Source organism: Streptomyces sp. NPDC017940 (assembly GCF_044328435.1).
Lineage (GTDB): Bacteria > Actinomycetota > Actinomycetes > Streptomycetales > Streptomycetaceae > Streptomyces.
In genome coordinates, this window is record NZ_JBIRHJ010000003.1 from 1 (window position 1) to 12,961 (window position 12,961).

Below are 12,961 nucleotides of genomic sequence, written 5' to 3' on the forward strand. Positions count from 1 at the left end.
GCAAGTGGCACGGAGCCGCAGACGCTGAACGCACGGGAGGGGTCGTGGCGGGATGACCGAGCGCAGCGTGCCAAGCAACACACTGACGGCGCGATACAACCAGGCAGTGTCCACTACGCGAGCACGGCCATCCCGCCACGACCCCGCCACCCCCACAAACGGAAAGGCGAAAACGCCACCCCCACAACCGGAAAGGCGGGCAAAAACGGCGGCAACCCCCGGCACAAGAACGAAACCCCCCCACGACGAACCGGAGGACAATTGCCGCCCCTAGCCCCCTTGCCGGGCCCACCCCGCCACGTAGGCCCGTACCGACTGCTGGCCACGATAGGAACCGGCGGCATGGGCGAGGTGTACCTGGCCCACGACCCACGCCCGGGCACCAAGCTGGTGGCGGTCAAGACGGTGCGCGCAGGACTGGACCTGGACGACGGCTTCCGGGTGCGCTTCCGGCGCGAGATAGCGGCGGCGCGCGCGGTGAGCGGCGCGGGCACGGCGGCCCTGATCGACGGCGACGCGGACGCCGACGTCCCCTGGCTGGCCACGGAGTTCGTGCCGGGCCCTTCCCTGGCGGAGACGGTGGCGCGCTGCGGCCCCCTGCCGGTGCCCGCGACCCGGGCCCTGGGCGCGGGCCTGGCACGCGCCCTCGCCGCCGTGCACGCGGCCCAGGTGCTGCACCGCGACCTGAAACCGGCGAACGTGCTCCTGACGGCCACCGGCCCCCGGCTCATCGACTTCGGCATCGCCCAGGCCTTCGACGCGACGGCCCTGACGAGCACGGGCCTGATCGTGGGCACGCCCGGCTTCCTCGCGCCGGAACAGGTGGAGGGCAGCCACGCGGTGGTCCCGGCGTCGGACGTGTTCTCGCTCGGCGCCGTCCTGTGCTTCGCGGCGACGGGCCGAGGCCCCTTCGACGACGAGGAGATGGCCTCGGTGGTCTTCCGCGTGGTCCAGGGCGACGCCGATCTGACGGACGTACCGGAGGAGCTGCGGGAACCCGTCACCGCGTGCCTGCGCCCGGCACCGGAGGACCGCCCGACACCCGCGGACCTGGAGCGCACGCTGGCGGCCCCGAAGGCCACAGCAAGGAGCGCTGCCCCGACCGGGACCCACGCGGAGCCGACCGGCCACGCCGTCCCCTGGCCGACCCCGGTCCTGTCCCTGTTCGCGGAGCACCGCGAGGCAGCCGACCACTGGGAACGGGACCTGGCCCGGAGCACGTTCGCGGAGGCGGAGACGCACACGGGCGGGTACCCGGGCACAGGCGCCGCGCACCCGCCACGGCCCCGCCGCAGGAACTGGCCCTGGCTGGTGGCGGCGGCAGCGGTGGGTGTGGCGGTGGCGATCGGCGCGGTGTACGTGCCGGGTGACGGAACATCGGGAACCACACACGGAACAACAGGAACCGCAGACGGAACATCGGGAACGACAGACGGAACGCAAGGAACGGACGACAACTCCCGAACAGACCGAAAAACCCCGCCCACCACAGTGACCCCCTACGGCAACGCGACCCACAGCGGCGACTTCGGCACCACAGCCACGGCGACAGGCGAGCGTCCAGCGGGCTGGAAGCCATGGACGAGACCGCGTGGGGACGGCATGGACGACCTGGGCAGGGGCTGTGTCCTGGTCACCGGGAGTCTGGTGTGCCGGGACGGCAAGGGCGCGGCCACGGCGCTCGACGCGGCGACGGGCGCGCGCAGGTGGACGACGAAGGGTTTCGGGGGCCTGCTCCAGGGCGTGCAGGACAACCCGCCGGACTCCGACGGCAAGCGGGTGTTCGTGCCGTCGGCGCTGGGCACCACGGCCGTCGACGTGGCGTCGGGCAGGGTCGTGTGGCGGCACGGCCTGGACGCGGACGAGGGGCTGATCAATCTTACGTACGCGGACGAGGTCGTGTACTCGGTCGAGCTGGCCCTGGACGCCTCGCCGGCGGACGGCGGCGACCCGGCGGTCGTGCGGGCCAGGCGGGCGGGGGACGGCCGGGAGCTGTGGCACACCCGGCTGCCCAAGCCGCAGCCGGGCGTGCCGCTGCTGGTGAGGGGCGGCCGGGTGTTCCTGGCGTTCGAGGACGGCGGGGTGGCGGCGTTGTCGACGCGGGACGGATCGGTGGCGCGCAGGGCGGACGCGGAGTGCGACGGGGTGTTCGGGCACGGTGGGTCCGTGGTGTGCTGGAGCAGCACGGCGGCGGGCGTCCGCGTCCTCGACGCGGACACGCTGCGGACCACCCGTACGCTGGCGCCCGGCCGCAAGCCGGTGCTCGCGCCGGTCGTCGGGGACGCGGGCGTGCTGGTGACGGCGGCGGAGAACACAGACGAGGACGTCTACACCTCGCACCGTCTGGTCGGCTACGACTGGCGCTCGGGGAAGCAGTTGTGGGACATGCCCGCGCCGGAGCAGGTCAGGGCGGTCGCCCTGGCGGGCCGCCGGGTGCTTTCGGTGGGCGCGTACGAGATCCGGGGCATGGCGCTGAGCGGCGACCCCGACAGCGTACGCACCAAGAGCATCCCGACGACGGACGGCGACGGCACGGACGGCGAGGGCAAGGGCGGCGGCAGTGAGAACGGCGCGGGGGAGTTCCCGGAGCTGGCCCCGCCGCTGTACTGGGGCGGGGTGATGTTCGTGCAGCGGGACGACGGCGGGCTGATCTCCGGGTACGCACCCTGACCCGCCGCCGCCCGCGAGGTCATGTCACCGTCCCTGGGGACCTGTTGGGGCCGGGGGGAACGGGACCTGTGCCAGCACGGGAACCAGCCATGTCTCCTCGTACTCCAGGTGCGCCGTCAGCTCCCCCGCCAGACGGTCGAACGCCGTGAGGAAGACGTCGGCGTCGACCGTGGCGATGTCGGCGAGCAGGGCGAGGAGCCGCTCCTTGGTGCGGCTGAGCGCGCGGTGCTCGTCGGCGAGCCGGTCGAGGGTGGCCCGCAGCTGGGGGTGGTGGGTGAGGACGCCGGGGAGGATGTGGTCGTCCTCGGCGGTGTGGTGGAACGTGAGGGTGTCGCAGAACTCCAGGCAGCGCTGCCGGATCTGGAGGCCGAGCCCCGGGGCGGGCGGCTGCCCGGGCCCTTGGTGGGCGGCGCGTGCGGCGAAGTGCGCGTCGGCCTCGGCGCGCAGGTGGACCAGCTGGTCGCGGAGCCAGTCGTGGATCTCGAGGAGCTTGTCGGCGAGGGAGTTGATCTCTCGGGGTGCGGATGTGGGCACGGTCATGGGGAGGTGCTTCTCCAGACGGGTGGGCGACGCGGAGGAACGCGATGGCGACGTCGCGAAAGGGGACACGGAAGCGTGCAGGCATCGGCGCGCCGAGACGGTTCGGGACCGGCCGATCGGGCCGGACGTGACCAACCGCTGAGGCGGAACGCAAGGGACCGCTCAGAGGGGAAGGGACCGACCGCTCAGGCCGGACGCCCTCGGCGCGCAGGCACGGTCAGGTCGGCGAAGTGCCGTCGCCGTGCGGCGAGGTGAAGTGAGTACGCAAGGTGGAGTCCCTTGGTGAAGGCGCTCGCCCGGTCACCGGCCTGCCCACTGCTCTCTGGCCGGTGCCACGCGGCACCCGCCCATTACAGACAACGCCGACGCCCCCTGTCAACGCGGACCGGGGCGCCCGGTCCTGCGGGACGGGTCGGCACCCACACCGTCACTTGCCGCAGTCCGGACTGCGGCGAGATTCCGAAGCGGGTTGCCGCCCGGGGCCCTGACCGGATCATCGTGCACGACGAAAACCCAAGTCAATCCTCAGCCTTGCTAGCAGGTACCCAAGCAAGGCCTTGGGTCTACTTCGCACCGGAGCGACAGCGCGTACGCGACCTCGCCGGGTACGCCGATGGCGGCACCGCACGTCGCGGGGCGCGGCGGCACGGTATCTCTCCGGCCATCCCTGGAGGCGGCCCGCCGGGGTGGCACAGGCAACCGTGAGGCACGCGGCCCGGGGCCGGTGTCCGGCGGGGGACTCGGTTCACCGGACAAGTCGTCGCAGGTGAACTGGTGTTGGGCGACGGTCCGAGGCCGTGCGTCGCCGCGGCGGGAGCCGTTCCCGCGGGCTCGCGGGGACCCCTCGGGGGTGGCTCGCGGCGGGCGATCGGCGAGGCCGGACTTGTACGGGCCCATACGCACTAGTAGTTAACAAAGCGCCGGATTGCGCACCCGAACAGGGTGGGAAGGCTCCTCCGGTACGCACCCGCACCCGCCGTCGGCGGCCTCGTGCGTGCCGCGGAACCTCTCCACGACCCAGCTGCGCCCACTCGTACGCGGAACAGGAGCGGTCATGTCCCGACCCCGCACTTCCTCGGCGGAGTTCGACGCGCCGAGCGATCCCCCGAGCGACGCCCCGAGTGATCCCCCAACCGCCTCCGAACCCGTTTCCCGGACCGGCCCCCCGACCGGTCCCCCGAGTGGCCACCCACCTCTCACCGGCCGGATCCCCGTACTCGACGTGGGCCCGGTGGTACACGGCGGCCGCAGGCCGGCCAAGGCCGTCGTCGGCGAGACGTTCCAGGTGACGGCGACTCTCTTCCGCGAAGGCCACGAGGCGGTGGCGGGGAACGTCGTGCTGCGCGATCCCGCGGGGCGCCCGGGGCCCTGGACGCCGATGCGTGAGCTGGCGCCGGGCACCGACCGGTGGGGGGCGCGGGTCACGCCCGACCGCGAGGGCGAGTGGACCTTCGCCGTGGAGGCGTGGGGCGACCCGGTGACGACGTGGCGCCACCACGCGGGCATCAAGATACCCGCGGGCATGGACACGGAACTGGTCCTGGAGGAAGGCGCGCGACTGCACGAACGCGCCGCGGCCGCACTGGGAACCAGGCAAGCCGCCGGAGACGCGGCAGCAGCAGCCCGAAGCACGCGAGCGGCCGGAAGCACGGCAGCCCCCGACACCACGCAGGCCACCGGAACCACCGCACCTCCCGAAATCCTGGAAGCCGCAGAGGTCCTGCGCGCCGCGGCCGCCTCCCTGCGTGACCGGAACCGTCAGCCCGCGGCAAGACTCGCCGCCGCCCTCACCCCCGAGGTGGACGCCGTCCTCGCCCGGCACCCGCTGCGCGAACTCGTCACGTCCAGCGCGGAGTTCCCGCTGCGCGTGGACCGCGGGCGGGCGTTGTTCGGTTCCTGGTACGAGTTCTTCCCGCGCTCGGAGGGCGCGGTGGTGCGGGAGGGGCAGGCGCCGGTCTCGGGCACGTTCCGCACCGCCGCCCGGCGGCTGCCCGCCATCGCCGCGATGGGCTTCGACATCGTGTATCTGCCGCCCGTGCACCCCATCGGCACCACCTTCCGCAAGGGCGCCAACAACACCCTGTCCGCGGGCCCGGACGATGTGGGCGTGCCCTGGGCCATCGGCTCCCCCGAGGGCGGCCACGACGCCGTCCACCCCGACCTGGGCACTCTGGCGGACTTCGACGCCTTCGTCGCCGAGGCCGGGCGCCTCGGTCTCGAAGTGGCCCTGGACTTCGCCCTCCAGTGCTCGCCCGACCACCCCTGGGTGGACAAGCACCCCCACTGGTTCGCCCACCGCGCCGACGGCACCATCGCCCACGCCGAGAACCCGCCCAAGAAGTACCAGGACATCTACCCCCTGGCCTTCGACCGCGACCTGCCGGGGCTGGTCGCCGAGACCGTCCGCCTGCTGCGGTTCTGGATGGGCCACGGCGTCCGCGTCTTCCGCGTCGACAACCCCCACACCAAACCCGTCGTCTTCTGGGAACAGGTCCTCACCGACATCCACCGCACCGACCCCGACGTCCTCTTCCTCGCCGAAGCCTTCACCCGCCCCGCGATGCTGAGCACCCTCGCGGCGATCGGCTTCCACCAGTCGTACACGTACTTCACCTGGCGCAACACCAAACAGGAGCTGACCGAGTACCTGACGGAGCTGTCGACGCAGACGGCGCACTTCCTGCGGCCGAACTTCTTCGTGAACACCCCCGACATCCTGCACGCCTACCTCCAGGACGGCGGGCGCCCCGCCTTCGAGGCACGCGCGGTCCTGGCCGCCACGCTCTCGCCGACCTGGGGGGTGTACGCGGGCTTCGAGCTGTGCGAGAACACACCGGTACGGCCCGGCAGCGAGGAGTACCTGAACTCCGAGAAGTACCAGCTGCGCCCCCGCGACTGGGCGGCCGCCGAGCGCGAAGGCCGCACCATCACCCCCCTGATCACCACGCTCAACCGCCTCCGGCGCGCGAACCCGGCCCTCGGCACACTGCGCGACCTGCACTTCCACGACACGGACAAGGACTCCGTGATCGCCTACTCCAAGTCGGCGGAGGGCGCGCGCGGTTCGAACACGGTTCTGGTGGTCGTGAACCTCGACCCCCACCACACCCAGGAAGCCACCGTCTCGTTGGACATGCCACGGCTCGGCCTCGGCTGGCACGAGTCGGTGCCGGTGCGCGACGAGCTCACCGGCGAGACCTACCACTGGGGCAGGACCAACTACGTGCGCCTTGAACCGGGCCGGCGCCCCGCGCACGTACTCGTCCTGCGACCGTCCTCACCGCAGATCGGAGGGTCACCCACACCATGACCGTCAACGAGCCCGTCCAGGACACCTTCGAGGACACGCCCGCCAAGGACCGTGACCCCGACTGGTTCAAACGCGCCGTCTTCTACGAGGTCCTCGTCCGGTCCTTCCAGGACAGCAACGGCGACGGCATCGGCGACCTCAAAGGCCTCACCGCCAAACTGGACTACCTGCAATGGCTCGGCGTGGACTGCCTGTGGCTGCCCCCGTTCTTCACGTCCCCGCTGCGCGACGGCGGTTACGACGTCTCCGACTACACCGCGGTCCTGCCGGAGTTCGGGGACCTCGCCGACTTCGTGGAGTTCGTCGACAGCGCCCACCAGCGGGGCATGCGCGTCATCATCGACTTCGTCATGAACCACACCAGCGACCAGCACCCGTGGTTCCAGGCGTCCCGCGCCGACCCCACAGGGCCCTACGGCGACTACTACGTGTGGGCCGACGACGACAAGCAGTTCCAGGACGCCCGCATCATCTTCGTCGACACCGAGGCCTCCAACTGGACCTTCGACCCGGTCCGCAAGCAGTACTACTGGCACCGCTTCTTCTCCCACCAGCCGGACCTCAACTACGAGAACCCGGTGGTCCAGGAGGAGATCACCTCGGCGCTGCGCTTCTGGCTCGACCTCGGCATCGACGGCTTCCGCCTGGACGCCGTGCCCTACCTCTACCAGGAGGAGGGCACCAACTGCGAGAACCTCCAGGCCACCCATGAATTCCTGAAGCGGGTCCGCAAGGAGATCGACACGCACTACCCCGACACGGTTCTCCTGGCGGAGGCGAACCAGTGGCCCGAGGACGTCGTCGACTACTTCGGCTCCTTCCAGGACGGCGGCGACGAATGCCACATGGCGTTCCACTTCCCCGTCATGCCCCGCATCTTCATGGCCGTACGCCGCGAGTCCCGCTACCCCGTCTCGGAGATCCTCGCCAAGACCCCCGCCATCCCCAGGAACTGCCAGTGGGGCATCTTCCTGCGCAACCACGACGAACTCACCCTGGAGATGGTCACCGACGAAGAACGCGACTACATGTACGCCGAGTACGCCAAAGACCCCCGCATGCGCGCCAACATCGGCATCCGCCGCCGCCTGGCACCCCTCCTGGACAACGACCGCAACCAGATCGAACTGTTCACCGCCCTGCTGCTGTCCCTGCCCGGATCACCGATCCTGTACTACGGCGACGAGATCGGCATGGGCGACAACATCTGGCTCGGCGACCGCGACGCGGTACGCACCCCCATGCAGTGGACCCCCGACCGCAACGCGGGCTTCTCCTCCTGCGACCCCGGCCGCCTCTACCTCCCCACGATCATGGACCCCGTCCACGGCTACCAGGTCACCAACGTCGAAGCCGCCATGAGCAGCCCCTCCAGCCTGCTCCACTGGACCCGGCGCATGATCGAGATCCGCAAGCAGAACCCCGCCTTCGGACTCGGCTCCTACACCGAACTCCCCTCCTCCAACCCCGCCGTCCTCGCCTTCCTGCGCGAGGCGCCCGCGGGCACGGACAACGATCAGGACAGTGACGACCTCGTCCTGTGCGTCCACAACTTCTCCCGCTTCGCCCAGCCCACCGAGCTGGACCTGCGCGCTTTCAACGGCCGGCACCCGGTGGAGTTGATCGGTGGGGTGCGCTTCCCCGCCATCGGTGAACTCCCCTACCTCCTGACCCTCGCAGGACACGGCTTCTACTGGTTCCGGCTGCGCGACGACTCGGCGTAAGGTCGCCGATACGGGCGGCGTGGGTCGGCCTCTCCCGGCGTGACCCACCCCGCACTGGGCACTCGTACACGGCACGCCCCTGCTCGGCACCTGATCCCACAGATCGCGTCTCTGCCTCGTGTCTGACCTCGTACCTGACTTGTCCGCGACGCGGAAAGGACGGGACATCATGTCGGAAGCCGTCACTCGCCCCAGTGCCCACTCCGGCGCGCTCCTCGCGTCGCTCGATCCGCTGCTGCGCGGCTGGCTGCCGCGACAACGGTGGTTCGCGGGCAAGGGGCGGCCCGTCACGGGGTTCGAGATCGCGGCGGCGACGGAGCTGCTTCCGCCCGGTGCCGAGCCGGGACTGCTGCATCTGCTCGTACGGGTGCACCAACCCCTGCCCGCGGCCACCCCGGCGGCCGACCACGAACACCTCACCCCCGACTGCTACCAACTGCTGCTCGGCGTGCGCACCGAACTCCCGCCGCGCCTCGCGCCCGCACTGATCGGCCACGTCGCCGCGGGCGCGCTGGCCGGGCGCACGGTGTACGAGGCGCTGCACGACCCGCGCCTCGCCGCGCTGCTCCTCGAGCGGCTGCGGCGGCCCGGCCGGCTCGGCGCCCTCCGCTTCACCCGCGCCGACGACACCGCGGGCGCCGACATCCCCACCGGGCTGACGCCGCGCGCGCTCGGCGCCGAGCAGTCCAACTCCTCGATCGTGTACGGCGACCGACTGATACTGAAGGTGTTCCGGCGGGTCGTGCCGGGCATCAACCCCGACCTGGAGCTGCCCCTCGCCCTGGCCGGGCGGGACTGCCGCCGGGTGCCGCCGCCTGCCGCCTGGATGACGGCCGAGGGCGGTGCCGAGCCGCTGGTGCTCGGGGTGCTCCAGCCGTACGTGGCCGGGGCGGCGGACGGCTGGGAGCTGGCCCTCCAGGTCCTCGCCAAGGGGGAGGACTTCAGCGCGGAGGCCCGCGCCCTCGGGCAGGCCACCGCCGAGGTGCACGCCGCGCTCGCGGCGGCGCTGCCCACGGTGACGCTCGGGCGGGCGCAGGTGGAAGGGCTCGTCCGCGGCATGACCGAGCGCCTGGACGCCGCGGCGCGCGCGGTGCCCGCGCTGCGCCCGTACGCGCCCGCGCTGCGCACCGCCTACGACGCACTCGCCGACCTCGCCGCGGAGGGTGGCGGCGGTTCCGGGCTCACCGCCCAGCGCGTCCACGGGGACCTGCACCTGGGGCAGTTCCTGCGGGCGCCGTCCGGCGAGTGGACCCTCATAGACTTCGAGGGCGAGCCCGCGCGGCCGCTCCCGGAGCGCCGCATGCCGCAGCCGCCCGCCCGGGACGTCGCGGGTATGCTCCGCTCCTTCGACTACGCCTCCCGCAGCCACCGCCCCTGGTCCCCGCAGTGGGCCGCCACCTGCCGTGCGGCGTACTGCACCGGCTACGCCGACGTGGCCGGCCTCGACCCGCGCACCTCCCCCGTCCTGCTCCGCGCCCACGAGACCGACAAGGCCGTGTACGAGGCGCTGTACGAGGCCCGCCACCGCCCCGACTGGCTCCCCGTACCCCTGGCCGCCCTGAACCACCTGGCGACCGGGGAGGACGCCCCCGGCCCGGAGCCGGACACCGCCCTATGAGCACCACCCGACCCCCCCGGGCCCCGGCGCCCGGGCCCACGCACCCCGCCCCTCCGACCAGCCCCTGACTGGAGGCCGCCCCCGTGACCCCCCGCCCCACCTCCCGCAATCCGTCGGACGAGCCCGCGCCCGAGGTCACACCCCCGCAGCCGGAACCGGCCGGGCCGACCGGGCCGACCGGGACCCCCGAGACGGCAGAGGCCGCGCGTGCCGCGGAGGCCACCGAGGCGGCGGAGGCCGTGGAGACGGCCAAGGCCGCCAAGAAGACCGGGCCACCCCGCCCGGGCAAGCCCCCCCGGCCCACCAAGGCCCCCAAGTCGGCGCGCCCCACTAAGACCTCCGAGTCGGCGCTCCCCGCCGAAGCCGCAGAGTCGGCCCGGCCCGCCGGGTCGGCCGGGAGCACCGGCGCCGCGAAGGCCCCCGCGGGCCTGCGGGGCAAAAAGGTCGCGAAGACCGCGAAGTCGGCGAAGTCGGCGAAGCCGACCGGCACCGCGAAGACCCCCGGCACCGCCAAGCCGAAACGGACCGGCGCCACCAAGCCGACCGGCACCGCGAGCCCGTTCGGCGTCGGCCAGGCCGCCAAGTCCCCCAAGCTCCCCAAGTCCCCCAGGACCCCGGACCCCACAACAACCACCGGAGCCACAGGCACCGCCGCGCCCCCGAAGCCCCCAAAGCCCGCAAAAACCGCAGAGGCCACCGCGCCCAGCGAACCCTCCCCCGCAGTCCAGGATCCCGCCACCCCCCAGACCACGTACACAGCACCCGTACTGCCCGGCGCGGGCGTGCCAGGTGGGCCCGTGAAGGCCGATGCCCCGATGGCCGCCGGGGCGGGGGTCTCCCCCGTGGGTCCGGAGGACCGCAGCCGGCTGTTGGCCGGAACGCATCACGACCCGCACGGCGTGCTGGGAGCGCACCGCGTCGCCGGCGGGGTGGCCTTCCGCGCGCTGCGGCCCTACGCCCGGTCGGTGACCGTGATCGCGGGAGAGCTGCGCGCCGAGCTGGCCGACGACGGCGACGGATTCTTCTCGGCCGTCGTGCCGCTGCGCGACGTGCCCGCCGACTACCGGCTGCACCTCGTGTACGACGAGGCGACCCTGGAGATCCCGGACGTCTACGCGTTCCTGCCCGCGCTCGGCGAGTTCGACCTGCATCTGATCGGCGAGGGCCGGCACGAGCGGCTGTGGGACGCGCTCGGTGCGCGGCCCATGACGCACCAGGGCACCGAGGGCACCCGCTTCACCGTGTGGGCGCCCAACGCGCGCGGCGTACGCGTCGTCGGGAACTTCAACTACTGGGACGGCATCGGCTTCCCGATGCGCTCGCTCGGCGGCAGCGGCGTGTGGGAGCTCTTCGTGCCGGGGGTCGGCGCGGGCGAGCTGTACAAGTTCCAGATCACGCGCCCGGACGGCAGCACGACGTTCCGGGCGGACCCCATGGCGCGCCGCACGGAGACACCACCGGCCAACTCCTCCGTCGTGGACGTGTCGCGGCACGAGTGGCGGGACGAGGAGTGGCTGCGCGGGCGCGGTGACATACCCGTGCACGAGGCGCCGTTCTCCGTCTACGAGGTCCACCTCCCCTCCTGGCGCCCCGGCCTCACCTACCTCCAGCTCGCCGAGCAGCTCCCCGCCTACGTCGCCGACCTGGGCTTCACGCACGTGGAGCTGATGCCGGTTGCCGAGCACCCCTTCGGCGGCTCCTGGGGCTACCAGGTCACCGGCTTCTACGCACCCACCGCACGCCTGGGCACCCCCGACGACTTCAAGCACCTCGTCGACGCACTCCACCAGGCGGGCATCGGCGTCCTCATGGACTGGGTACCCGCCCATTTCCCCCGCGACGACTGGGCACTCGCGCAGTTCGACGGGCTTCCGCTGTACGAGCACCAGGATCCGCGGCGGGCCGCGCACCCCGACTGGGGCACGCTGGAGTTCGACTACGGCCGCAAGGAGGTGCGCAACTTCCTGGTCGCCAACGCCACCTACTGGTGCGAGGAGTTCCACATCGACGGCCTGCGCGTGGACGCCGTCGCCTCCATGCTCTACCTCGACTACTCCCGCGAACACGGCCAGTGGACACCCAACGAACACGGCGGCCGGGAGAACCTGGACGCCGTCGCCTTCCTCCAGGAGATGAACGCCACCGTGTACCGCCGCTGCCCCGGGGTGGTCACCATCGCCGAGGAGTCCACCGCGTGGGACGGCGTCACCCGCGCCACCCACCACACGGGACCCGGCGGCTTCGGGGGGCTCGGCTTCGGCCTGAAGTGGAACATGGGCTGGATGCACGACTCGCTGGGCTACATGGCCAAGGAGCCGGTGTACCGCAGGCACCACCACCACGAGATGACGTTCTCGATGGTGTACGCCTACAGCGAGAACTACGTCCTGCCGATCTCGCACGACGAGGTGGTGCACGGCAAGCGCTCCCTGGTGTCGAAGATGCCCGGCGACTGGTGGCAGCAGCGCGCCAACCACCGCGCCTACCTGGCCTACATGTGGGCCCACCCCGGCAAGCAGCTCCTCTTCATGGGCCAGGAGTTCGCCCAGGGCGCCGAATGGTCGGAGGGGCACGGGCCCGACTGGTGGCTCCTGGATCCCGCGTACGGGGCCGAGGCCGAGCACCGCGGGGTCCGGGACCTCGTCCGTGACCTGAACACCGCCTACCGGGCGCTGCCCGCCCTCTGGAAGCGGGACACCGACCCCGCGGGGTTCGCGTGGGTCCTCGGGGACGCCGCCGAGGACAACGTGTTCGCGTTCCTGCGGTTCGACGCGGAGGGGGTGCCGCTGCTCGCGGTGTCCCATCTGGCGCCGGTGGTGCGGCACGAGTACCGGATCGGGGTGCCGGAGGAGTTCGCCGGGTGGCAGGAGATCCTGAACACGGACGCCGCCCGCTACGGCGGCAGCGACGTCGGCAACCCCTCCCCCCTGAAGCCGGACCCCACCCCCGCCCAGTCCCGCCCCGCCTCCCTCCTGCTCACCCTGCCCCCGCTGACCACCCTCTGGTTCCGCCCCACCTGACCCTGCCCCCGCACCCGTACGCACCCCGGTGCCGCCCCCGCGCGCGAGGCGGACGGCTTCCTTACTTCGTGGTGCGTAG

6 protein-coding genes are annotated in these 12,961 nt (G+C 72.3%); 5 read left to right on the plus strand and 1 reads right to left on the minus strand.

Annotated features, from left to right (window positions below; all coding sequences use genetic code 11):
- Positions 1 to 279: 279 nt before the first annotated feature.
- The gene (locus ACH4DX_RS10110) at positions 280 to 2,670 is read left to right on the plus strand and encodes a protein kinase (protein WP_398154780.1); all 2,391 of its coding nucleotides are present in this window, start codon (positions 280 to 282) and stop codon (positions 2,668 to 2,670) included.
- 24 nt (positions 2,671 to 2,694) lie between these two features.
- On the opposite strand, the gene ACH4DX_RS10115 is transcribed toward ACH4DX_RS10110, so the two are convergent.
- Positions 2,695 to 3,210 (minus strand): hemerythrin domain-containing protein, encoded by a 516-nt coding sequence (locus ACH4DX_RS10115; protein WP_398154781.1) that lies wholly within the window; start codon positions 3,208 to 3,210, stop codon positions 2,695 to 2,697.
- Between the two features lie 1,054 nt (positions 3,211 to 4,264).
- On the opposite strand from ACH4DX_RS10115, the gene ACH4DX_RS10120 reads away from it, so the two are divergent.
- The 4 genes from ACH4DX_RS10120 to glgB all read left to right on the plus strand — a co-directional run bounded on the left by ACH4DX_RS10120 (position 4,265) and on the right by glgB (position 12,882).
- Entirely contained in the window at positions 4,265 to 6,520 is a 2,256-nt protein-coding gene (locus ACH4DX_RS10120) for a maltotransferase domain-containing protein (protein WP_398154782.1), read from the plus strand.
- Positions 6,517 to 8,244: a maltose alpha-D-glucosyltransferase gene (gene treS, locus ACH4DX_RS10125; RefSeq protein ID WP_398154783.1), complete on the plus strand. Its 1,728-nt coding sequence runs from the start codon at positions 6,517 to 6,519 to the stop codon at positions 8,242 to 8,244. The genes ACH4DX_RS10120 and treS overlap by 4 nt, the downstream gene beginning before the upstream one ends.
- A 169-nt stretch (positions 8,245 to 8,413) precedes the next feature.
- Complete coding sequence (locus ACH4DX_RS10130) at positions 8,414 to 9,862, plus strand: maltokinase (RefSeq protein WP_398154784.1); 1,449 nt, start codon at positions 8,414 to 8,416, stop codon at positions 9,860 to 9,862.
- Between the two features lie 83 nt (positions 9,863 to 9,945).
- Positions 9,946 to 12,882 carry a 1,4-alpha-glucan branching enzyme gene (glgB, locus tag ACH4DX_RS10135; protein ID WP_398154785.1) on the plus strand — a complete coding sequence of 979 codons (2,937 nt, stop codon included), beginning with the start codon at positions 9,946 to 9,948 and terminating at the stop codon, positions 12,880 to 12,882.
- The last annotated feature ends 79 nt before the right edge of the window (positions 12,883 to 12,961 follow it).